The sequence below is a fragment of the Nocardia lijiangensis NBRC 108240 genome, assembly GCF_001613045.1.
Taxonomy (GTDB): Bacteria; Actinomycetota; Actinomycetes; order Mycobacteriales; family Mycobacteriaceae; genus Nocardia; species Nocardia lijiangensis.
On record NZ_BDBP01000051.1, the window covers coordinates 1 to 22230 of the forward strand.

Annotated in this window: 26 protein-coding genes and 1 pseudogene; 17 read left to right on the forward strand and 10 right to left on the reverse strand. The window is 68.6% G+C overall.

The features are described 5' to 3' along the window. The 6 genes and pseudogenes from NL1_RS38195 to NL1_RS19780 form a co-directional block, all read left to right on the forward strand. Window positions 1–560 (forward strand): annotated as a pseudogene (locus tag NL1_RS38195) (sensor histidine kinase); the annotation flags it as partial. Beyond that, the gene (locus tag NL1_RS19760; RefSeq protein ID WP_067841448.1) at window positions 557–967 is read left to right on the forward strand and encodes a roadblock/LC7 domain-containing protein; all 411 of its coding nucleotides are present in this window, start codon (window positions 557–559) and stop codon (window positions 965–967) included. The pseudogene NL1_RS38195 and the gene NL1_RS19760, both read left to right, overlap by 4 nt. Window positions 968–975: 8 nt before the next feature. Next, window positions 976–1350 (forward strand): DUF742 domain-containing protein, encoded by a 375-nt coding sequence (locus NL1_RS19765; RefSeq protein WP_067784301.1) that lies wholly within the window; start codon window positions 976–978, stop codon window positions 1348–1350. Continuing rightward, window positions 1331–1960, forward strand: coding sequence for a GTP-binding protein (locus tag NL1_RS19770; protein ID WP_245673410.1), 630 nt, complete (start codon window positions 1331–1333; stop codon window positions 1958–1960). Before NL1_RS19765 ends, NL1_RS19770 begins: the two co-directional genes overlap by 20 nt. Before the next feature lie 11 nt (window positions 1961–1971). Then, window positions 1972–2739, forward strand: coding sequence for an MHYT domain-containing protein (locus NL1_RS19775; RefSeq protein WP_067841450.1), 768 nt, complete (start codon window positions 1972–1974; stop codon window positions 2737–2739). Window positions 2740–2780: 41 nt separating this feature from the next. After that, entirely contained in the window at window positions 2781–3821 is a 1041-nt protein-coding gene (locus tag NL1_RS19780; RefSeq protein WP_067841452.1) for a DUF1906 domain-containing protein, read from the forward strand. Window positions 3822–4244: 423 nt separating this feature from the next. Here NL1_RS19780 and rpmF read toward each other — a convergent pair whose 3' ends face one another. From rpmF to mrf, 3 genes are read right to left on the reverse strand one after another with little or no spacing between them, the layout of a single operon-like run. Then, on the reverse strand, window positions 4245–4418 hold the full coding sequence (gene rpmF / locus NL1_RS19785) for a 50S ribosomal protein L32 (RefSeq protein WP_067841453.1): 174 nt from the start codon (window positions 4416–4418) through the stop codon (window positions 4245–4247). A gap of 1 nt (window position 4419) precedes the next feature. Then, window positions 4420–4686: a type B 50S ribosomal protein L31 gene (locus NL1_RS19790; protein ID WP_067841455.1), complete on the reverse strand. Its 267-nt coding sequence runs from the start codon at window positions 4684–4686 to the stop codon at window positions 4420–4422. After that, window positions 4683–6011: a ribosome hibernation factor-recruiting GTPase MRF gene (gene mrf / locus NL1_RS19795; RefSeq protein WP_174553438.1), complete on the reverse strand. Its 1329-nt coding sequence runs from the start codon at window positions 6009–6011 to the stop codon at window positions 4683–4685. The genes NL1_RS19790 and mrf overlap by 4 nt, the downstream gene beginning before the upstream one ends. 141 nt (window positions 6012–6152) lie before the next feature. Between mrf and rpmB the strand changes: the two genes are divergently transcribed. From rpmB to NL1_RS19825, 6 genes are all read left to right on the forward strand, one after another. Next, a complete protein-coding gene (rpmB, locus tag NL1_RS19800) occupies window positions 6153–6389 on the forward strand; it encodes a 50S ribosomal protein L28 (protein ID WP_067841457.1) in 237 nt (78 codons plus the stop codon). A gap of 8 nt (window positions 6390–6397) precedes the next feature. Beyond that, the gene (gene rpmG, locus NL1_RS19805; RefSeq protein WP_067841459.1) at window positions 6398–6568 is read left to right on the forward strand and encodes a 50S ribosomal protein L33; all 171 of its coding nucleotides are present in this window, start codon (window positions 6398–6400) and stop codon (window positions 6566–6568) included. Window position 6569: 1 nt separating this feature from the next. Further along, window positions 6570–6875, forward strand: a complete 306-nt coding sequence (rpsN, locus tag NL1_RS19810) for a 30S ribosomal protein S14 (protein ID WP_067841461.1) — start codon at window positions 6570–6572, stop codon at window positions 6873–6875. Window positions 6876–6907: 32 nt separating this feature from the next. Next, a complete protein-coding gene (gene rpsR, locus NL1_RS19815; RefSeq protein ID WP_011211513.1) occupies window positions 6908–7162 on the forward strand; it encodes a 30S ribosomal protein S18 in 255 nt (84 codons plus the stop codon). A 413-nt stretch (window positions 7163–7575) separates the two neighbouring features. Beyond that, entirely contained in the window at window positions 7576–8571 is a 996-nt protein-coding gene (locus NL1_RS19820; RefSeq protein WP_245673412.1) for a beta-ketoacyl-ACP synthase 3, read from the forward strand. 39 nt (window positions 8572–8610) lie between these two features. Beyond that, window positions 8611–9603, forward strand: a complete 993-nt coding sequence (locus tag NL1_RS19825) for an AvrD family protein (RefSeq protein WP_067841464.1) — start codon at window positions 8611–8613, stop codon at window positions 9601–9603. A gap of 35 nt (window positions 9604–9638) precedes the next feature. Here NL1_RS19825 and NL1_RS19830 read toward each other — a convergent pair whose 3' ends face one another. Continuing rightward, window positions 9639–10223 carry a TetR/AcrR family transcriptional regulator gene (locus tag NL1_RS19830; protein ID WP_067841466.1) on the reverse strand — a complete coding sequence of 195 codons (585 nt, stop codon included), beginning with the start codon at window positions 10221–10223 and terminating at the stop codon, window positions 9639–9641. 129 nt (window positions 10224–10352) lie between these two features. On the opposite strand from NL1_RS19830, the gene NL1_RS19835 reads away from it, so the two are divergent. From NL1_RS19835 to NL1_RS19855, 5 genes are all read left to right on the forward strand, one after another. Further along, on the forward strand, window positions 10353–10979 hold the full coding sequence (locus NL1_RS19835) for a DEAD/DEAH box helicase family protein (protein ID WP_084510776.1): 627 nt from the start codon (window positions 10353–10355) through the stop codon (window positions 10977–10979). A 41-nt stretch (window positions 10980–11020) separates the two neighbouring features. Then, window positions 11021–12625, forward strand: coding sequence for an MFS transporter (locus tag NL1_RS19840; protein WP_067841470.1), 1605 nt, complete (start codon window positions 11021–11023; stop codon window positions 12623–12625). Window positions 12626–12627: 2 nt separating this feature from the next. Next, window positions 12628–13296 carry an HAD family hydrolase gene (locus NL1_RS19845; RefSeq protein WP_162272752.1) on the forward strand — a complete coding sequence of 223 codons (669 nt, stop codon included), beginning with the start codon at window positions 12628–12630 and terminating at the stop codon, window positions 13294–13296. Between the two features lie 15 nt (window positions 13297–13311). After that, the gene (locus tag NL1_RS19850; RefSeq protein WP_067841472.1) at window positions 13312–14100 is read left to right on the forward strand and encodes an AAA family ATPase; all 789 of its coding nucleotides are present in this window, start codon (window positions 13312–13314) and stop codon (window positions 14098–14100) included. A gap of 206 nt (window positions 14101–14306) precedes the next feature. Further along, complete coding sequence (locus tag NL1_RS19855) at window positions 14307–14759, forward strand: hypothetical protein (RefSeq protein ID WP_067841474.1); 453 nt, start codon at window positions 14307–14309, stop codon at window positions 14757–14759. 89 nt (window positions 14760–14848) lie between these two features. On the opposite strand, the gene NL1_RS19860 is transcribed toward NL1_RS19855, so the two are convergent. The 6 genes from NL1_RS19860 to sucD form a co-directional block, all read right to left on the reverse strand. After that, on the reverse strand, window positions 14849–15736 hold the full coding sequence (locus NL1_RS19860) for a TIGR01777 family oxidoreductase (protein WP_067841571.1): 888 nt from the start codon (window positions 15734–15736) through the stop codon (window positions 14849–14851). A 204-nt stretch (window positions 15737–15940) separates the two neighbouring features. After that, entirely contained in the window at window positions 15941–17542 is a 1602-nt protein-coding gene (gene purH, locus NL1_RS19865) for a bifunctional phosphoribosylaminoimidazolecarboxamide formyltransferase/IMP cyclohydrolase (protein ID WP_067841476.1), read from the reverse strand. Beyond that, window positions 17539–18213 carry a phosphoribosylglycinamide formyltransferase gene (purN, locus tag NL1_RS19870; protein ID WP_067841478.1) on the reverse strand — a complete coding sequence of 225 codons (675 nt, stop codon included), beginning with the start codon at window positions 18211–18213 and terminating at the stop codon, window positions 17539–17541. The genes purH and purN overlap by 4 nt, the downstream gene beginning before the upstream one ends. Window positions 18214–18340: 127 nt before the next feature. Next, window positions 18341–19909 carry a cell division protein PerM gene (locus NL1_RS38770; protein WP_067841480.1) on the reverse strand — a complete coding sequence of 523 codons (1569 nt, stop codon included), beginning with the start codon at window positions 19907–19909 and terminating at the stop codon, window positions 18341–18343. Window positions 19910–20081: 172 nt separating this feature from the next. Further along, on the reverse strand, window positions 20082–21149 hold the full coding sequence (locus NL1_RS39930) for a DUF5336 domain-containing protein (RefSeq protein WP_067841482.1): 1068 nt from the start codon (window positions 21147–21149) through the stop codon (window positions 20082–20084). A gap of 163 nt (window positions 21150–21312) precedes the next feature. Next, window positions 21313–22227 (reverse strand): succinate--CoA ligase subunit alpha, encoded by a 915-nt coding sequence (gene sucD / locus NL1_RS19885; protein ID WP_067841484.1) that lies wholly within the window; start codon window positions 22225–22227, stop codon window positions 21313–21315. Between the last annotated feature and the right edge of the window lie 3 nt (window positions 22228–22230).

A 22230-nucleotide genomic window follows, 5' to 3' on the forward strand; every position in this document is an offset into this window, starting at 1 on the left:
ATCCCGGCCGCGGCGGCCCGCTGCCGATGCGGGCGCGTACCGAGAACGGCACGCCGCGCCCCGTGGAGCCGCTGGCGCTGCCCGCGCCCGCACCGGCGCCCGCGCGCGAAGAACCCGTGCAGGTCGACGTCTGGGCCGAGACCGCCACCTTCGAGGTGCCCGAGCCTGCGGCCCTCGCGAACGCCGCGCAGGCCACGGTCACCGGTCTGCGACCGGTGAACCCGGAATCGCCGACGCCGATCTACCAGCGCATGGTCTCGGAGTGGCTGGTCGAACCCGCTTCCGCCGGATCCGAGAACGACGGCGAATCCTGGTCGTCCCCCGCCGACGTCGGCTGGGCCGCCGCCGCGGAGGCGAGCAATCCGACCAACTCCGGCCGCACCTCCGGCGGCCTGCCCATCCGGCAGCCGGGAGCGCAGCTGGTCCCTGGCGGACTGGCGCCGGCCAACGAATCCAACACGCGGAATCCTGACGAGATCCGCACCAGCTTGACCAGGCATCTCAGCGGGGTCCGCAGCGGGCGGGCCGACGCCCAGTACAACGACGGAGGGCTTGCATGACCGACAAACCAGGCAACACCACAGACGAGAATCTGAACTGGCTGGTCACCCGGTTCACCCGGGATGTACCGGGCGTCACCCACGCGGTGCTGGTGTCGGCCGACGGCCTGCTGCAGGCGACCAGCCCGCACCTGCCCTCGGATCGCGCCGAGCAGCTGGCCGCGGTCACCGCAGGCCTGGCGAGCCTGTCCAGCGGCGCCGCCCAGTTGTTCAACGGCGGCAAGGTGATGCAGTCGATCGTCGACATGCAGCGCGGCTACCTGCTGGTGATGACGGTCGGCAACGGCTCGCATCTCGCTGTGCTCGCCAACAAGACGCACGACATCGGCCGGATCGGTTACGAGATGGCGCTGTTGGTCGACCGGGTCGGTTCGGTGGTCCAAGCCACCGCCCGGACGGCCGTGTAGAGCGTGCGATGTCTACCCCATCCGGCGGGGGGCCGGGCATACCACCCACCCGCGTTCGTCCCTATGCCCTGACCTCGGGGCGTACCGAACCCGCGGTCGACCTTCCCCTGGAGGCGGTCATCGAGACCATCTCCTACACTGCCCATTTCGAATGGCCGGTCGGCGATATCCGGACCGATATAGTGCGGCTGGGCACCGCACGTCTGTCGGTCGCCGAGATATCGGCTCAGCTACAACGGCCGCTTGGTTTGGTCCGGGTCGTGATCGGCGATCTCGTCGTCGCCGGGACGCTGCGCGTGCATTCGACCCTGAGTGACCAGGCGAGCTACGACGAGCGCCGGACCCTGATGGAGAGGACTTTGCGTGGACTCCGCGCCCTATAACTCCCAGCCGTACGGCTCGGCATCCTTGGACAACCGCACCGCGTCGACGAAAATCGTTGTCGCAGGGGGTTTCGGCGCGGGCAAGACCACCTTCGTCGGCGCGGTGTCGGAAATCGTCCCGCTGCGCACCGAGGCGATGGTGACCGGTTTCTCCGACGGCATCGACGACCTGGCCGCCACGCCGGGCAAGGAAACCACCACGGTCGCCATGGATTTCGGACGCATCGTGCTGCCGGGGAACCTGACGCTGTACCTGTTCGGCACGCCGGGCCAGCGCCGGTTCTGGTTCATGTGGGACGACCTGATCCGCGGCGCGATCGGCGCGGTGGTGCTGGTGGACACCCGCCGCATCGAAGACAGCTTCGCCGCCGTCGACTTCTTCGAGGCCCGCGGCCTGCCGTTCCTGGTGGCGGTCAATCGTTTTCCGGATGCCCCGCGGTTCCCGGTGGCCGAGCTGCGTGAGGCGCTCTCGGTGCGGTCCGGGGTCCCGATCGTCGACATCGATGCGCGCAATGCGATGGAAGTGCGCCAATCCCTCGCCGCGGTGACCGAATACGCGATCCAGCGGCTCGCGGCACAGCAGCACGAGCAGCCCGTCGGACAGGTGTGAGGGTCGCTGTCTTGTCCTACTTCTCCATGGGTTATTGGGTCCTCGGCCTGTCGATCCTGGTGGCGATGGCGGGCGCGCTGATCGGACTGATCTGCATCCGCCAGTCGACCAAGTCGGTGACGTCCAAGTTCCGGCTGGTCTGGCTCGCCTCGGCGGCGATCTCCATCGGCGGAATCGGTACCTGGCTGGCGGTTTTCGTGTCGATGCTCGGTGTCACGCCCTCGGGCGACGCACTGATCCGCTACGACGTCGCCCGGCTCACCGGAGCGGCGGTGCTCGCCGTCCTCGCGGTCTTCGGCGGGCTGATGGCGCTCGGGCGGACGCTGCGGCTGCCCCGCCTGCTCGGCGGCGGTCTGCTGATGGGCGCCGGACTGAGCCTGATGCTGGCCCTGGGGATGAGCGCCGTGCAGGTGCGCGGCGACATCGAGTTCGGACTGTGGCAGGTGATCGCCTCCGGCGTGCTCGGCGTCGTGATCTCGCTCGGCATACTGTGGTTCGTCCTGCGCTCGTGGCCGACGGCCGCGGTCGTCGGCGCCGCGGCGCTGTTCGGATGCGCCGTCGTCGGCATGCACTACCTGCGCATGGCCGGGGTGGAGCTGCGGATCGATCCGCGCAAGACGATCCCGAGCGGTGAGGACCTGTTCTCCTTCCTGGTGCCGATGTTCGTCATCGGCATGCTCTCGCTGGCCGTACCGATCACCGCGGTGCTGGTCGCCCCCGACCGTCGCACGCCGTCGACCCCGCCCGCACCGGCGCGGCGGCCCGAGTTCACGCACTGAACCCCGGCGGACCGCAGCGTCTACGTCTTACAGTGGGACACATGCGGTTCGGCCTGGACTACGCCGGTGGACGTCCGGGGGGCGCCGCCATTCGGGCGGCGGGTTTCGATTTCGTGGTGCGTTATCTGACGCCGGGCGGACCGAGTCTGCCCGGCAAGCAGCTGACCCCCGCGGAGGCCGACGACCTTCGGGCGCACGGCATTTCCCTCGTCTCCAACTGGGAGACCACCGCCGCCCGCATGCTGGACGGCTACAACGCGGGCATCGTGGACGCGCGGGCGGGCCTCTCGCAGGTGCTGCGCTGCGGCGGCCGCTCGGACCGGCCCATCTACTTCTCGGCGGATTTCGACGCCACCCCGCAGGATCAGGTGCCGATCAACGCGTATCTGGACGGGGCCGCCAGCGTGCTCGGCCGCGCGAATGTCGGCATCTACGGCGGGTATTGGTCGGTGAGCCGGGCGTTGGACGCGGGCAGCGCGTCCTGGGCCTGGCAGACCGACGCGTGGTCGGGCGGCAATGTGGAGACCCGGCGCGCTATTCACCAGACGCTGCGCCAGATTCGGGTCAACGGCGTGCTCTGCGATGTGAACGTCGCCGAGACAGCGGATTTCGGCCAGTGGGATTTCGTACAGGAGGAACCGGACATGACGCCGGAGCAGGACGCGGTGCTGCGCGACATCCAGACCCAGCTGCGCGGCCCCGGCCTCGCGGGGTGGCCGCAGCTGGGCACGGACGCCGACGGCAGGCATCTGACGCTGGTCGACGGGCTGGCGGCGGCGCTGACCCGCATCGACGAGCTGCAAGGCCGCATCGACGAGCTGGAGGGCGACACCGCGGCGTTGCGCACCCAGGTCGGCGAATTGCGCACGGAGATCAGTGAACTGGAGGCCACCACCGCGGACCTGGTGGAGGAGGTACAGCGCCTGGAGGGACACCGCTGGCCGTGGCCGCTCTCGTTGATCGAGGGTCCGGCGGAATTGATCGGTGCGCAGCTGGCCCGACTGGAATCGCTGCTGCCGGATTTGCCCGGATTGCCGGGACATTCGGACGCGGAGTCCGTACCGCGAAACGGCAAGACCTAGACGTCGCCGAACATCGTTCGCGAGAACGGTTTACGTGGAAGAATGCCGAATTTGGCGATGAGCGGGTTCTTCCAGGAACCGGAAGAACCCGCCCTCTCGGATGAGGGTACCGGCGTGTGAGCACAAAATCATCACTACACGGAGACTTTTACGACGGCCAAAAACCAACTCTCAGTATGCAATTCACGGCCCAGTTACCTTGTCGCACGCGAGAATTCAGGAATAATTCCATGTGATGCGCGACACACTGATAGCCGATCGGTTGCCACAACATCACGATCGCGGTGACCCGAGTCTTCCGCTACCCCGGCAAACCGGGCACCGATCGCGCGGCGCGTTCGGCGCACGCGGGGGTGTCGAGCGCGTTATGGTGCGCAGGGCCCGACGCGTTTCCCGTGTCCGGCCGTCGACGGCCGGGTTGGCTCAGCGGCGATCGAGGTCGATCAGCCCGCGGCGCACGGCCTGCACCAGGCGGCGCGGCACCTGGTGGACCACCCCGCCGACGGTGACCGGCACCAGCGCGGGCGGCGTCGCCTTCCACTGGGCGCGACGGCTGCGGGTGTTGGACCGCGACATCCTCCGCTTGGGCACCGCCATCTCAGGCCTCCTGTCCGGCGCGCACGCGCCTGCCGTACTTGCGCTCGAACTTCTCGACCCGGCCCTGGGTGTCCAGCACGCGGTGCGCGCCGGTCCAGAACGGGTGCGAGTCGGCGGTCACGTCGACCACCAGCAGCGGGTAGACGTTTCCGTCCTCCCATTCGACGGTCCGCGCACTGGTGACGGTGGACCTGGTCAGGAACCGCTTGCCGGTGCTCGAGTCCTCGAACACCACCGGGTGATAGTCCGGGTGGATACCTGTCTTCACTTTCCTTCTCCTCCTCGACTCTTGGGCTGCACGACCTCGTCGACCAGGCCCGCGGCGTCGTCGCACGGGTCGGCGTGCCAGTCGCCGAACGGGTCGTCCCACAGCGCGACCCGCTCGGGCGCGCGTTCGACCAGCCGCAGCTCGTCGTCTTCGACCAGCGCCCAGTGCAGGGCGCGGCGGATCTCGGCCGGATCGGCGTCGTGCGCGAGGATCACCAGCGAGACGTCCCGGTCGCCGAAGCGCTCGTCCCAGCGCAGCGCCGCGAGCGCCCGCCGGGCCGGATCCGCCTGCGCCACTTCGTCTTCGCTCATCGCGGCCAGCCAGCGGCCCGCGCCGCCGACGCGCAGCCCGCCGCCCGCGGATTCCAGCCACACCACCTCGTCCGGCTGGGTGGCCAGCCAGAGCCTGCCGCGCGCGGTGACCACGCCCTCGAACAGCACATCGAGGGCGTCGTGCAGCCTGCCGGGGTGGAACGGCCTGCTCGCCGCGAACTCGATCAGTGCGACGCCGTCCTCGGCCACCAGCGGCGGCTGTCCGCGCAACAGCGGCGCGTGCGCGTCGAAGATCCGCCCGCGGCGCGCTTGCGCCGGGATCCGGGCGAGCAGGGCATCGACGTCCGCGGTGGTCACCGCGTCCAGGTCATCGATCCAGGCGACGGGTGCGTCCGGCACCAGGCGGGTCAGCACGGCGCCGAGCCTGGCCTGATCCACGCCGTCGAGCGCGGGACCGATGGTCACCACCGCGTCCGCGAAGTCGACCTGGCCGACCGCGACCTGCGCGACGGTGCGGTCGTCGTCCGCGGCGGCGAGCCCGCGTTCGGCGAGGGTCTCGTCGCCGGTGGCGTCGGACAACCATTCCCGGCCGTCCAGGCAGGTCAGCACGGCTTCGATCCGCACGTTCCGCCCGGCGGGGCCGTCCGCACGACCGACGACTCCGGTCACCACGACATCCGCGATGGCCTGGCACACCGCCTCGGCCTCGAAGGCCGGGTCCAGCGCGAGCACGATGCGCCGCACCGATTCTCGCGCGGCCAGCGTGCACAGCAGCGGAAGCAAGTCGGCGCGCAGCGTGCAGGAGACACAGCCGTGCGCCAGTTCGAGCACGGCGGTCCTGGTGTCCGTCGCGGTGCGGACCGTGCGTCGCACGATGCCCTCGCGCAGCTCGCTCAGCTCGTGACGTACGACGACCGCGCCGTCGCCGCCGAGCAGCGCGCAGGCAACGCGGTCCACGCCCGCCGCGGCACGTCCGGGCAGACCGGCGACCAGCACCACCGGCGTCCGGCGATCAGGCTCGGGTGGGAGCAGGGCGGGATCAGGCACAACCACCGGAACCCCTTTCGATAACGATTTTCATTTGCTACTCGGCAACGGTACAGTGCCAATCAGCCGTTGTCGAAAATGATTGTCATCTCCCCCTGCCCGCCCCGCCGGCTCCGCCGGCTGCCATCCCCGAATGGAGGAGCCCGCATGTCGGCCCACTGCCAGGTCACCGGGCGCAAGCCCGGATTCGGCAAGACCGTGTCGCACTCGCACAAGCGGACCAGCCGCCGCTGGAACCCCAACATCCAGCGCAAGACCTACCACCTGCCCAGCGAGGACCGCCGCATCACGCTGAACGTCTCGGCCAAGGGCATCAAAACCATCGACCGGGACGGGATCGAGGCCGTAGTCGCTCGCATCCGGGCTCGTGGCGAGAAGATCTGAGGAGCGCCATGGCGTCGAAATCCACCGACATCCGGCCGATCGTCAAGCTGAAGTCCACCGCGGGCACCGGCTACACCTACGTCACCCGCAAGAACCGGCGCAACGACCCGGATCGCCTGGTGCTGAAGAAGTACGACCCGGTGGTGCGCAAGCACGTCGACTTCCGCGAGGAGCGCTGAGGTGGCGAAGAAGTCGAAGATCGCGCGCAACGAGCAGCGCAAAGCCGTGGTCGCCCGCTACGCCGCTGACCGGGCCGAACTGAAGGAACTCATCCGCCGTCCGGCCACGTCGGACGCCGATCGCGCCGCCGCACAGGCGGCCCTGCAGCGCCTGCCGCGCGATGCCAGTCCGGTACGATTGCGCAATCGGGACGCCGCGGACGGACGCCCGCGCGGCCACCTCCGGAAGTTCGGTCTCTCCCGTGTGCGTGTGCGCGAGATGGCCCACCGGGGAGAGCTTCCCGGTGTGCACAAATCGAGCTGGTAAGAACCACCGATCCCGTAGAAGGAACCCCTGATATGGCAGTCAAGCGAGCACCGTCGAAGAAGGTCCGCGCCGAACAGGCCCGCCGCCCCAAGAAGAACCCGCTCATCGCCGCGGGGATCGAGACGGTCGATTACAAGGACGTGAACCTGCTGCGCACGTTCATCTCCGACCGCGGCAAGATCCGCAGCAGGCGCGTCACCGGGCTCACCCCGCAGCAGCAGCGCCAGGTCGCCGTCGCGGTGAAGAACGCCCGCGAGATGGCCCTGCTGCCGTTCACCAGCCGGTAGCGCGGGCTCTTCCAGTCTCGACGGCGGGGGCTCGGGTGTGACACACACCCGAGCCCCCGCCGTTGTCGTATCCGCCTGCAGTCGACCGGTCGCCACCCGCGCCCGCGCGGCGGACAATTCACAGTTATCGATCGAGCGAACCGAAACAACCGGCGCGAACTCGTACGCCGATGATTCTCCGGGCGAAAATCACTCGATTACCAATTAGTAGTTAATTGACGGCTATCTGCATGTAGCGGCTCTGTCGAACGTCGATAATCGAGCCATGTCAACAGTCTATGAAAAAACGTGACCTTCGTCACAGTTGCCTGTTATACAGGCGTTATAGCAATGTGATCTAATTCCCGAATTCAGGCCGAGTGATACATTGATGCATACAGAATTGACGCGTTCACCTCTCGGGGGTGGGAAGTATGACGGCTTTACAAGCCGGAGTTTTGATGGTCGGATCATACCGGCCCGATCGAATTGTTTTCAATTCCGATCTAGCCCCGGAATTGGGGGTCGACGAAGAGTGGATATTCACGCGGACCGGAATTACCGAACGTAGATTCGCCGGAAATCACGAAACAGTAATTTCGATGGCCGCATCGGCCGCGCAGAAAGCGCTCGATGCCGCCAAAATGTCCGCTAGCCAGATCGACGTCGTGATGATCGCGACCTCGACCCATCTCAACCAGACTCCGGCCGCCGCGGCCATCGTCGCCGCCGAACTCGGCTGCGCAGGCCCCGCCGCCTTCGACATTTCGGCAGGCTGCTCCGGCTACGCACACGGCATCGGCCAAGCCGCCGCGCTGATCAATGCGGGCCAAGCCGACAACATTCTCGTCATCGGCTCCGAAAAACTCAGCCACGTCATCGATCTCAGCAATCGGTCGGTGGCTCCCATCTTCGGCGACGGCGCCGGGGCCGCGCTCGTCGGCCGCACCGAATCCGGGCACATCAGGCGCACCATATGGGGCAGCGACGGCACGCAGTCCCGCCTGATCAGGCAGGAACCCACCTGGGAGGAGCTGCGCGCAGCGCCGACCACGACGGACACTCCCTTCCTGCACATGGAGGGCACCGAAGTATTCCGCTGGGCGACCGCCGCTGTGCCCCGGATAGTTTCCGAAATCGCAGACGCCGGCGGTATCACGCTCGCCGACGTCGAGGTATTCATCCCGCATCAAGCGAATTTGCGAATCATCGACGGGGTTGCTCGCAAACTCGGCTGGCAGGACGAATCGATAGTGATCGCAGACGACGTCCGACGGACCGGAAACACTTCCGCCGCCGCCCTTCCGCTGGCGATCGATGACCTGGTGTCTTCTGGCCGGGCGAAGCCGGGACAACTTGCTCTGCAAGTTTCTTTCGGCGCCGGTCTGTCGTATGCGGGACAGGTTTTCGACCTGCCCCAGGTTGCCTGAAACCGAATTGCTCGATCGCTCTTCGAAAGTTGCTCTGCCATGACCGTTTCCTTTTCCAGCTACGACGAGCCCCTCGGACCACGGTCCGATCGATATTTCGGTGAGGGTTACAAGAAGGTCAGCCCGGAACTGATCGACCTCCAGATCCGCCGCTCCACCCAGCTCGGCGCCAAGCATTCCGGCACGGCGCGCCTGAGCTACCCGGCCGCATGGTCGACCAAGAAGCACCGCGAGCTCGTGCCGCACGTCAGCAGCGTCGACACGGTCATGCTCGCCGCCTCGCTCTGCGACGCCGCGATCACCCACGCTCGCGACCTGAACCCGGCCGAATCCTCGCGCATGTGGGTGCGCCAGGCGGCCGTGCGGGCCGGTGCCGCACCGCACGAGGACCTCGAGCACATCCCGGTCGAGGCGGAGATCACCGCCACCACCGCCGCGGAGGATGCCGAGGAGATCGAAACCGCCTTCAAGTTCCGCGTCGGCAACCTGACCGGCACACTGACCATGGTGCATCCGGTCGGTTCCGGCGCACTGGACGTGCCGGGCGTCGACCACGTCGAACAGCTCAGCGACATCCACGGACCCGCGCCGCACTACTACCTGAACGGCGTGAAGGACCACACGCTGACCGCGACGGACCTGACCGTCGACGAATCCGTCTCCCGCATCAGCGGCAGGCAGCGGGTGAGCACCGGTGTCGAGGGCGGCTACGTCGGCGCGGAATCGGCCTACTGGGATTCGGTCTCGCCGATCGACGCCATCGTCGGCGCGGCGCAGCTATCCCAGATCCTGCTCTACGAGATGGACGGGCTGGATCGGCGCAACAGCAACACCCTGTGGATGCGCAAGCTCGAATTCTTCGCCGACGGGCCGCGCCGCTCCTCGGCCGAGTCGTTCGACGGCACGGTGGAGATCCGCCGCACCTCGACCATCGACCGCGGCGGCCAGCGCTGGCGCAGCGCGGATCTGCTGATCAAGGAATTCCAGGGCGTCACCGGGTTCTGCCTGCTCGCCCACCAGCTGCCCGACTAGAAATGCCGGGCGTCGGAGTGGCCTCCGGTGGCGAATCACTCCGGTCCAGGAGCGTCGAACCCGCAGTCGTGGCCGAGCGCGCATTCCGCGAGCGCGGCCAACGCGGGGTCATCGGCGTGTTCGGTGGCGTTCATCGCCAGCAGCGCGTTGAGCAGCATCCCATTGGCGATGAACTCCCGTGCGCGCTCGGGGCTACAGCCGGTGCGTTCGACCAGCAGGGTGTACAGCGCGGAGACGAAACGCCGTGCGGCGGCGGCGATCTGCGGATGACCGGCGGCCGCGCTGAACCCCTGCAGCAGGACCACCAGCACGTCCCGGTTCTCGACCAGGCGGTTGTACACCCCGCCGAGCCGACTCCAGACCTCGGGCGAGGCCGCGACCTCCGGATCCTCCAGTTCGGCGGCGAACGCGGTGAGCAGGGCTGCGACGGCCCGGTCGAAGACCTCCTGGAACAGGTCGGCCTTGGTGCCGAACATGCGCACCACGTACGGCTGCGAGACCCCGGCCTCCAGCGCGACGACGTCGGTGCTGGTGCCCGCGTAGCCACCGCGCGAGAACGCCCGCCCCGCGGCCTCGAGAATCATCTCGCGACGCTCGGCCGCGCTCAGTCTGGCCCTCATGTTGACAAGTTATCACTTGATTACTAGATTTTCGATGAACCCGGTGAGACCGTATTTCGCGCTCGCGTATTCCACTTGCCAGCAAGGGGATACGCGAAAATGCGGGCACCCGCGATACAAGGACGCCTGATGAAGGATGCACCCGCGCTACGACTGGCCGTGACCGGCGCACCGCGAACGGGAAAGACCACCGTCTGCACCGCTCTCGCGCTGGCCACCGGCCTGGACTACGCGGCCATCTCCACCCACCTGGCCACCCCGGGTGCCGACCGCAGGCTCGCGCCGACGGTCGACGCCGCGGTGCGCGGCTTCGAACAGCGCGTGGATTCCGAAGCCCGGTTGACCTCGGGTTTCGTCTCCGACGGTTCGGTGCTCCAGGAATGGGTGGCGGCCGAGGCGCTGCGGCGGACCCGCAGGCTCCGGCACTGGGTGTGGAACCCGCGGGACCTGCCCTATCGCATCTTCGAAAAGCGGTACCTGCTTGCACACGGCGGAATCGTGACGCGGCGGGCAAATGTCACCTACGACGGGTTCGTCCATCTGCGGATCGACCGGAAATCGGCCAGCGAAGGCGATGACCGATACCGCAGCACCATCGATCGACTATTGCTCGACACCCTGCACGACGGGACCGTTCCCTATCTGGTGATCGGGGGGTCCATCGAAGAAATCGTCACCCGGGTGGCCGGCATGTATCAGCTGCCGCAGCTGATGCCGGTGCCCGACGCGGTCTCCGCAGCGCTGCAAGCCGCGTGAAACAACAGCCGTCGCCGCACAACACCTGGAGGGGAATTCCCATGGCATCCGGAGGCGCCTTGACCAAGCCACCACAGCGATCGGACAGCGCAATCTGGACGCTTGTCGTCGTCGCGCTGGCCACCTTCATGCTGATGCTCGACCTCACCGTCGTCAACGTCGCGCTACCCGATATCCGGGCGGCGTTCGATTCGTCGTTCTCCGCGCTGCAGTGGATCCTCGACGCCTACGCACTCGGCCTCGCCGCGGTGCTGCTTGCGGCGGGCTCGCTCGCCGACCGCATCGGCCGCAAGAAGGTCTTCGACGCAGGCCTGGTGATCTTCGTGCTGTCGTCGCTGGCGTGTGGTCTGGCACCCAACGATTTCGTGCTGATCGTCGCCCGCCTGGTCCAGGGCCTCGGCGGCGCAATCCTTTTCGCGGTCGGCCCGGCGCTGCTCGGGCACGAGTTCCGCGGTAAGGACCGCGGCATGGCCTTCGGCGTGTTCGGTGGCGTCGCCGGTCTGGCGATCGCGTTCGGCCCGCTGATCGGCGGCGCCCTCACCGAGACCGCGGGCTGGCGCTGGATCTTCCTGATCAACGTGCCGGTGACCATTGCCGCGCTCGCCGTCGGCTACCTGAAGATGCGCGAATCCCGCAGCGACACACCGCCGCCCGTGGACTGGACGGGCATGGTGACCTTCTCGGCCGGTCTGTTCTTCCTGGTGCTCGGGTTCATGCGTGGCGAGCAGGACGGCTGGGCCAGCGGCCGGATCATCGGCTGCTTCGCGCTGGCGCTGGTGCTGCTCGCCGCCTTCACCTGGCTGCAGATCTCCCGGCCGAGCCACGCGATGTTCGACCTCACCCTGTTCCGCAACCGGACCTTCAACGGTCTGTCCGTGGTGACCGCGCTGTGCGCGCTCTCGGTGATGCCCGCGCTGTTCCTGCTCATCTCCTACGTGCAGAACCTGCTCGGCTACTCGGCCTTCGCCAGCGGCGTCCGCTTCCTCCCGCTGACGCTGCTGCTGTTCGTCGCCGCCGCGATCGCGGGCAGCATGGTCGCCAAGCTGCCGCCCGCGATCCTGGTCGGCGCCTCGCAGTTCCTCATCGCCGCAGGCCTGATCGCGGTGCTGCTCGTGGAGCCGGGCTCCTCGTGGACCGCGCTGATCCCCGGCATGGTGCTGATCGGTCTCGGCATGGGCGTCTTCAACCCGCCGCGCGCCGCGTTCTCCATCGCGGTCACCAGCCCGGACAAGGCGGGCATGGCCTCGGGCGTGAACGAGACCTTCCAGCAGGCCGGTCTGGCCATCGGCATCGCGGCGGTCGGCGCGTTCTTCCAGAACCGGGTCGGCAGCGCCTTCACCGAGTCCGAGGCGGCGCAAACGGTCTTCGCCGACCGGGCCGCCGAGGCCGGCGACGCGGTGGCGGCGGGCGGTCCCGCCGTCGTCGCGGCCGAACTGCCCGAGTCGGTCGCCGAATCGGTCCGCGCCGCCGCGGAATCGGCGTTCGTCAGCGGCTTGGAGAACGCCATGGTGCTGGCCGCGGTGCTCGCGGCGATCTCCGGCGCGATCGCGTTCTTCACGCTGCGCAGCAGCGATCTGGACGAGGCCGCGCTGGCCACCCCCGGCGTGCCCACCGAAGGCGCCACCGAGCCCACGCCGGTGGCCTGACCGTGCTGGCGACCAGGCCGCGCTTCGCGTTCACCGATGTGGACCACACCCTGCTGCGGATCAGCACGCTGCAGCACTTCGCGCTGTACTTCTTCGAAGGTACGGGGCGCGCGGAGGTGCTGGCGATGCATCAGCAGCGCATGCAACGCCTGGCCGCAAACGGAGCGGACCGGGAGACGTTGAACCGGAGCTATTACCTGCTCTGGGCCGACATCCCGGTCCGCGAGGTCGAAGACCATGCGCGCACGTGGCACGAGCGGGTGCGCGCCGACGGGCTCTACCGCGAGCCCGTGGTGCGCCGCCTGCGCGAGCTGCGCACGCAGGGCGTGGAGACGGTGCTGGTGTCCGGCTCCTTCCGCGCCTGCCTGCGGCCCATCGAGCGGGAACTGGACTGCGCGGGCGTGCTGTGCACCGAGCTGGAAGAGCGCGACGGCGTGTACTCCGGCGCGGTGCGCAAGTCTCTCATCGGCGCGGCCAAGCGCGCCGAGGTGGAGGCGTTCGCGGCGAGGTATCCCGAACACGATCTTTCGGGCGATTTCGGCTTCGGCGACCACCTCAGCGACGTACCCGTGCTGGAAACGGTCGGCCACCCGGCCGTCGTCCCTGTCGATCCCGCGCTGGAACAGGTCGCGACCGCGCGGGGCTGGGAAGTGCTGCGTGACGACCACTGAGCGATCGGAGAACCCGTGTACCTAGTCGGCGGACAGCGCCGCGACAGCCTGAAGCTGGCCATCTCCGGCACCTACGGCGTCGGAAAGAGCACGACGACCGAGACGCTCTCGATCGCCACCGGCATTCCACGCACGCACGCGCTCACCTCCCGTGAGCTGCTGATCGATCTCGCGCCCGGCAAGACGGTGATGGAGCTGAACTCCATCGAGCTGCTGCAACTCGGGCTGCGCCGCTTCGAGGAGCGGGTGCACAACGAATCCTGCGACGGCTCTTTCATTTCCGACGGTTCCGTGGTGCACGAATGGGTGTACGGCACCGCGCGAATGGCGGTCGGCATCAATCCCGGCGCGGGGCTGCTGCTGCGCACCGTGAAGGCCGCCGCGGGCATCGGGCGCAAGGCGCCGCTGCGGGAGTACACCGACATCATCGGCGACGTGGTCAAGCAACGGGCCGCCCGGCTCTACGACGCCTATGTGCACCTGCCCGTGGAGTTCGAGATGAAGGCCGACGGCCACCGCCCGGTGTCCGAACCGTTCCGCAAGCTCTCCGACGACACGCTGCTGCAAGTGGTCAAGGACATCGGGCTGCCCTACGAGGTGGTCGGCGGGACCGTGCACGAACGGGTCTCGCGGATCATCGAACTGTTCGACCTGGAGACCGTGATGCCGGTCGACGAGGCGATCGCCGAGGCCAAGCGCCGGGTCAGCGCCGCGACCGAGGTGCTCGAGGAGGACGACCGGTTCAAGGAAGCCCAGCGCAAGAAATCGCTGTGGCGCAAGGTTTCCTACGCCATGCGGTACTGATCGCGGGCGAAAGTGCAAGGCGCCGAAGCGCCATCAGACCATTCACGCGAAAGACGTGGGACCCCGAGAGCTAGTCCCGGGGTCCCACGTTGTTTTCCGCCGTGCGTGAGGTTCTCGATCGGCTAAGTCCCGCAGTGCCATCTGGGTGCACCTCCGGCAGCCATGCGCGGGCCGGTCCACGGACTTCGTCCCCTAGGGTGGTCGGCATGAATCGCCGACGCATCTCGCTCGCCGCCGTCGCACTGCTGCTCGGTCTCGCCGTCGCGGGATGCGGCGGCTCGGATGACGATGGCGCGCAACAGAACACCTCCCCCGGCGCGATCACGTCCGCGCCTGCCCCGCCGAGTGAGGTCGCGCAGCCGCAAGGCCAGCCGTTCACGGCCGATCCGACGATCGTCGGCGCGCATCCGATCCCGTTCACGTCGTGGGCGCGCGTCGCGGACGACAAGATCGCCGTGAATTTCCAGACGGGCGCGCCGGAGTGCTACGGCGTGGACGCGGTGACCACCGAGACCGACACGACGGTCACGGTGGAATTGCGCGGCGGCACCCGAGCCGACGCCGTCGGGCGGATGTGCGTGATGATCGCGGTGTTCGGCACGATGGAGATCCCGCTGAAGGCGCCGCTCGGCGACCGGGCGGTGCTCAGCGCCGCCTGACCCGGACGGTCACCGGTCCGCGCGATGCGGCCCGGTGGTGGCGCCGCCGTTCGGCCGAGCGGACGGCCACCGCCCGCTCGGCGCGACGCTCAGTGCGTGGCGAAGGTGTATCCCATGGCCTGATCCAGCGTGTTGTGTGTGAATTCGAAACCGCTGCCCACCAACGCCTTCGGCACCATCTTGTGCCCGTGCAGCAGCTCCGCGCCGCCCTCGCCGCCGATCAGCTTCAGCACCGCGCCGGGCAGCGTCAGCACGGCGGGCCGGTGCAGCGCCGCGGCGAAGGCGGCGGTGAACTCGGCATTGGTGACGGTCTCCGGGGCGGAGAGGTTGACCGGGCCCGAGACCGAGAAGGTCAGCAGCCAGCTCACCGCCTCGAGCCAGTCGTGCAGGGTGATCCACGGCAGGTACTGACGGCCGGTGCCGAACTTGCCGCCGAGACCGAGGCGGAACAGCGGGCGCAGCCGCTCGACCATCATGGAGTCCGCGGAGAGCACGTTCGCCGTGCGCAGCGTGACCACCCGGACGCCCGCGGCGGAGGCTTCGTCGGTCGCGGCCTCCCAATCCCGGCACATGGTGCCCAGAAAGTCCGGCCCGTGCGGCGCGAACTCGTCGACGTCCTGATCTCCGCTGTCGCCGTACCAGCCCGCGGCCGAGGCGTTGAGCAGGATCGGGACGCCGGTCTCGGCCACCGCGTGTGCGAGCACCCTGGTCGGCACGATGCGGCTGTCGCGGATCTCCTCCTTGTAGGCGGGCGACCAGCGCTTGCCCGCGACGGTGGCCCCGCACAGGTTGATCACCGCACCCGCGCCGGCGACGATGCCGCTGTCGAAGCTGGAACCATAAGGGTCCCAACTGATCTCGTCCGGTCGCACGGCTTCCCGGCGCACTAGTCGGACCACCTCGTGGCCCTCGTCGTTCAACTTGGAGACCAGATACTTGCCGAGGAACCCCGAAGCCCCGGCGACCACGATACGCATGCGTACATTCTGCACCATGGAAATACTATTCCGGGGATTCCATACCGGATAATGAGATCCAGACGTCCAGTTTGTTACCGAAAAGCCTTGCGGCTCCGGCACATCGATTGCTGCACAGCCCGCCTGAACACGAAAAACGCGGAGAGCGGACCCCTTTCGGGATCGCTCTCCGCGTTCGTCGGACTCAGTGCGTGAAGTTCGGGCTCAGTGCGCGAAGTGGCGAGAACCGGTGAGGTACAACGTCACTCCGGCCGCGCGGGCCAGGTCGATGGTCTCCTGGTCGCGGACCGAACCACCCGGCTGCACGATGGCGCGGATACCGGCCTGGATCAGCTGCTGCGGGCCATCCGGGAACGGGAAGAACGCGTCGGAGGCGGCCACCGAGCCCTTGGCACGGTCCCCCGCCCGCTGCACCGCGAGCTGCACCGCGTCCACCCGGTTGACCTGTCCCATGCCGACGCCCACCGACGCGCCGTCGTGCGCGAGCAGGATGGCGTTGGACTTCACCGCGCGGCAAGCGCGCCAAGCGAATTCGAGATCGGCGAGGGTCTGCGCGTCCACGGCCTCGCCGGTGGCGAGTGTCCAATTGGCCGAGTCGTCACCCGCGGCGTCGAGGATGTCGCGCTGCTGCAACAAGACTCCGCCGCTGATCGGACGCAGCTCGGCGCCCGCCCGCTGCGGCGCCTCGGCGACGAGGATGCGCACGTTCTTCTTGCGCTGCAACACCTCCACCGCGCCGTCCGCGTAGGACGGGGCCACGATGACCTCGGTGAAGATGTCGGCGACCTGCTCGGCCATCTCCACGGTGACCTCGCGGTTGGCCGCGATCACGCCGCCGAACGCGCTCACCGGGTCGCAGGCGTGCGCCTTGCGGTGCGCCTCGGCGATGTCGGCGCCGATCGCGATGCCACACGGGTTGGCGTGCTTGATGATCGCCACCGCGGGCGCCTCGTGGTCGTAGGCGGCGCGCCAGGCGGCATCGGCATCGGTGTAGTTGTTGTACGACATCTCCTTGCCGTGCAACTGCTCCGCCTGCGCGAGACCGACCGAACCGTCGTTGTTGGTGTACAGCGCCGCGGCCTGGTGCGGGTTCTCGCCGTAGCGCAGCACCGCGGCGCGCTCCCAGCTGCCGCCGATCCAGCCGGGGAACGGCGTGCTCGCCTGCTCCTCGGCCACACCGGGGGCCAGCACACCGGTCATCCAGCTGGCCACCGCGACGTCGTAGCTCGCGGTGTGCTGGAAAGCCTTGGCGGCCAATGCGGTCCGCTCGGCGAGGGTGAAGCCGCCGGACTTCACCGCGGCGAGCACGTCGTCGTAGTCCCCGCTGTCGACGACCACCGCGACCGACGGGTGGTTCTTCGCCGCCGCGCGCACCATGGACGGACCGCCGATATCGATCTGCTCGACGCACTCGTCCTGGCTCGCGCCGCTGGCCACGGTCTGGGTGAACGGGTAGAGGTTCACCACGACCAGCTGGAACGCCTCGACCCCGAGTTCCACCAGCTGGTCGACGTGCTCCTGCTTGCGCGAGTCGGCGAGGATGCCCGCGTGCACCCGGGGGTGCAGGGTCTTGACCCGGCCGTCCAGCGTCTCAGGGAACCCGGTCAGGTCCTCGACCTTGGTCACCGGGATGCCCGCGTCGGCGATCTTGCCCGCGGTCGAACCGGTGGAGACCAGCTCGATGCCCGCCGCATGCAGACCGGTCGCGAGCTCGATGAGGCCCGTCTTGTCGTAGACGCTCACCAGCGCCCTGCTGATCGCCTTGCGCTCGGCCGGAACCGCGGTCGTTTCGCTACGCTCACTCACTGGCGCACCCGCTCATCTGGAATTACTGCCTTTCGTCCGTCGGTGACAATGCCTCGCGTCGCGACGGCGGCGACTACCTCCGCCAGCAGCCGTCGCTCGACAACCTTGATCCGTTCGTGCAGGGCGTCCTCGTCGTCGTCGGGCAGCACGGGCACCGGCTCCTGCGCGAGGATCGGCCCGGTGTCGACGCCCGAGTCGACCAGGTGCACCGTCGAGCCGGTGACCCGCACCCCGTACGCGAGCGCGTCGCGCACGCCGTGCGCACCGGGGAACGACGGCAGCAGCGCGGGATGGGTGTTGATGATCCGCCCGCCGAAGCGGTTCATGAACGCGGGACCGAGGATCTTCATGAAACCGGCCGAGACCACCAGATCCGGCTCGTAGGCGGCCACCGCGTCGGTCAGCGCGGTATCCCAGGCCATGCGGTCGGGAAAGTCCTTCAGCGCCACCCGGAAATGCGGAACGCCCGTGGCGTCGGCGTGTTCGGTGGCAGCGCAGACACGGTCGACACCCACCGCGACGATCTTGGCCGGATAGCCCGCGGCGCTCGCCGCGTCGAGGAGCGCGCGCAGCAGCGACCCGGTGCCCGAGGCGAGCACGACTACGGTGGCGGGCGCGGCGGCGGGCACCCACTGGGCATGCGGAGACGTCAGCGCTCTACTCCTGCGTATCGGTCGGACGGCGGCCGAATCGGGGCGCCGCCGGAGTAAAGCCTAGTCGGTGGCCTGTTCGCGGCTTTCCACCGGTAGCGGGCCCGCCGAGGCCGCCGGGATGCTATGTGTGCCCCCGCGGCGTCGGCTAGCGCCTGCCGTCGGCCCGGGAGTCGAGGTCCGGATCGGTCTCGACGACTTCCGCGTCGACGATGTCGGGGGCCGCCTGCCGCTGGGGTGTGGCGAGGGTGGGCGGTTCGTCGACGAGCTCGGCTTCGAGTGCGTCGTCTCGGTCGTCGTCGTACGGGTCGTCGTCGTAGTACTGATCGTCGTCGTAGTACTCGTCGTCGTAATAGTCGTCGTCACGGTAGTCGTCGTCCGCGTGACGGTGGTGACCGTCGGATTCGTAGTCGTCGTCGTAGTAGTCCGCGTCGGCGTCGTAGTAGTCCGCGTCGTCATCGTCGTAGTAGTCCTGGCCGGGAAGCACCGCGCCGACCGGCCCGATGAAGTACCGGGCGCAGACCAGGCCGACGTAGCCCGCCGCGGCCAGCCACACGAAGCTCACCACGGCGAAGATCGGCAGCTCGAGGCCGACCGGCCCGAAGGTGCCCAATTCCCCGCCCGCGAGCGCGCCGAGCAGCACGAGCGACAGGGTCGCCGCGCCCGCCGAGGTCAGTGTCGCCCACGGGGCGGTGAGGCGATCGCCGGAGGTGCGCCCGGCGTCCACACCGCCGAGCACGCCGACCGCGGCCGGAATCACCAGCAGCGCCGACCACCAGGCCGCCGCAGACCCGGTCGGCACCGCCGCCATCACCGGCACCGCCGGGACCGGCCCACCGACAACGCCGAACAGACCGATCGAGGCCGCGCCGAAATTCGCGCTCGCGCCCATCAGCACGCCCAGCGTGCCGAGCACGACGTTGGGCAGGTAGGCCAGCGAGAGCAGCGTCAGACCGATGAATCCCCAGGCATTCCCCGCGGTGCGATAGGTGTCGCCGATGTCGCCCCAGTGGGCGAGAAACGACACCAGTGTGACCGCGGCCGCGCAGCCGAGCAGCCGCAGCACGGTGCGGCCCGCGCCGTAGATTCCGGCGATCACCCATTCCGGCGCGAGCGCCAGATCGAACATCCGGCGGCGCATCCGCAGCGCGATGCCCGCGCCCGCCGCGCCGAGATGCAGGAAGGCGACCCAGCCGAAGGCCGCGAGGGTGTCCGGCGGTTGCAGCGCGACCACGGCCGAGGCATCCTCGGCCACCGCCAGGCAGACGGCGGTGAACAGTAGCGGTCCGCCCAGCGCCGCCCCGACGACCCAGCCGAGTTCGGTGCGCGAACTGTTCGGCGTCACTGCCCGATAGCACTCCCGGCCCGCCGCGCCGAGCAACAGCGCGGTCGGCAGCAGCGGAAGCAAGCCGAGCGTGGTCTTTCCGATCACCAGCGGAACCTGGTGCACCGCAAGCCAGCTCGCCGCGATCGCACCCGCGGCCCCCGCCAGCCCGCTGCCCGCGGCGAGCAAGGTGACCAGCACGAGCACCGCAATCGCACTGAGTGCGAAGGCGGCTGGGCGAGCCGCGACCAGCAGCAGGATCCTGGCGCGTTCCGGAGTCAGAGACAGGAACCCGGCGTCGTCGGCTTCGGGCGGATGACCGCTACGCATCGGAGATTCCGAGGCGTCGGAGTCCCCACCGGTCCAGCGGACGAGAGAGTTCCTGGGACTCATGCACTGTCCTCGCTGACGCTCGGCTCCGGCATGTACTCGGCGCGCTGGCACATGATTCGCTCACTGCGTTCCCTCATGGCACTTCAGCGTCACACCTTTCCCGAGGTGAGCGGGTCAGGCGCGCCGCGAGCACCCACCCGGAGGGGTAGGTGCTCGCGGAAACCTGCTTCTATTACTTGTTGTTGTCGTCCGACGGACGGAAAGCCTGGGTGGCGTCGCTGGCCGGGTCGGACGGCTTCTCGCCACCGAACGGCTGACCCTGCTGCGGGCTCTGGCCGTAGCCGGGCGCACCGTACTGCTGCTGGCCGGGCTGAGCGCCGCCGAAGTGCTGCGTGGCGCCCTCGTCCGGACGCGGCTGCGGCGGCTGCTGCTGCGCGGGTGCGGCGCCGTACGGCGAACCCTGCTGCGGCGCACCGTAACCGGGCTGCTGGCCGTAGGGCTGCTGACCGTAGGACTGCCCCGGCTGCTGACCGTAGGTCGGCTGGCTCGGCTGGCTCTGGCCGTACGGCTGCTGCTGCTGCGGCTGCGACTGGTACTGCGGGCCGGTGCCGTAGCCGGCCTGGCCGTAGGACTGGGCGGGCTGCTGACCGTAGGCCGGCTGGCTCGGCTGGCTCTGGCCGTACTGACCGGCCTGGCCGAACTGCTGCTGACCGTAGCCGCCCTGAGCCTGGCCGAAACCAGCCTGCGCGCCCTGCGCGGTCGCGGGCTTCGGGGCAGGCGCCTTGATGATGCCCGCCTCGAACAGCACCGCGGCGATCGCGACGCCGGTCTGCACCAGCGCGAGGAAGATCAGCACCCACGCGCCGAACTCCGGGGTCAGCGGATCCGGCAGCGAGATGGTCTGGAACAGCAGGGCGAGGAAGCCCGCGGCCGATGCGGCAGCGGCGGCGCCCTTCCAATTCTGCTTGGGTAGCACCGAAACTCCCGCGAGCAGACCGCCGAGCAGCAGCAGTCCGAGCGCGCCGGTCGCGCCGAACGGCGTGAAGCCGTTGTAGCTGTCGCCGGTGATGGTGGCGCCGGAGCGCTCGACCTCTTCCACCGAGAACGGCAGGAATCCGAGCAAGAAGTTGATCACGCCGAGCGCAGCGACACCGACCACCAGGAAGAACGGCAGGCCCTTGGCATCGGAACCGGAAGCGCTCGCACCTGTACTGGCACCACTGCTCGTCTGGCCGAGGCTGGGTGGTGCGGAGGGCGTCGCGGGTGTGTTGTACCCGGAGCCCCCGGTCGGGTATGACATGTCGTCGTCTCCTACGTCGAGTCGTTGTTCGGCTGGATCACTTTGACGCTACTGCACTCGCCCGTTCGGGTCACCCTTAAGCAACTGGCAGGAAGCCCTGATAGGCGACGACGAGGGCCGCCTTCCCTGCAGAAAGGCGGCCCTCGTAACGATTTCGGAAGGATCAGGCGCTGATGCTGGCCTTCTCCAGGATCTCGCGAGCCAACGCGGCGGTCTCGGACGGCGTCTTGCCGACCTTCACGCCCGCGGCCTCCAGCGCGTCCTTCTTCGCCTGGGCGGTGCCCGCCGAACCGGAGACGATCGCGCCCGCGTGGCCCATGGTCTTGCCTTCGGGGGCAGTGAAGCCCGCGACGTAGCCGACCACCGGCTTGGTGACGTTGGCCTTGATGTAGGCCGCGGCCCGCTCCTCGGCGTCGCCGCCGATCTCGCCGATCATGACGATGAGCTTGGTCTCCGGGTCCTTCTCGAACGCCTCGATGGCGTCGATGTGGGTGGTGCCGATGACCGGGTCGCCGCCGATGCCGATGGCGGTCGAGAAGCCGAAATCGCGCAGCTCGTACATCATCTGGTAGGTCAGCGTGCCGGACTTCGAGACCAGGCCGACCGGACCCTTGCCGGTGATGTTGGCCGGGGTGATGCCGACCAGCGACTCGCCGGGGGTGATGATGCCGGGGCAGTTCGGGCCGATGATCCGGGTCTTGTTGCCCTTCTCCACGTTGTAGGCCCACGCGTAAGCGGTGTCCTGCACCGGGATGCCCTCGGTGATGACCACGAGCAGCGGGATCTCCGCGTCGATGGCCTCGATGATGGCGTCCTTGGAGAACTTCGGCGGGACGAACGCGATGGAGACGTCCGCGCCGGTCGCCTTCATGGCCTCTTCGACGGTGCCGAAGACCGGCAGCTCGATCGCGTTGCCGTCCTTGTCGGTGTGCGCGACGGTGGTGCCCGCCTTGCGCGCGTTGACACCGCCGACGACCTGGGTGCCCGCCTTCAGCATCAGTGCGGTGTGCTTGGTGCCCTCGCCACCGGTGATGCCCTGGACGATGACCTTCGAGTCCTTGTTCAGGAAGATAGACATTTC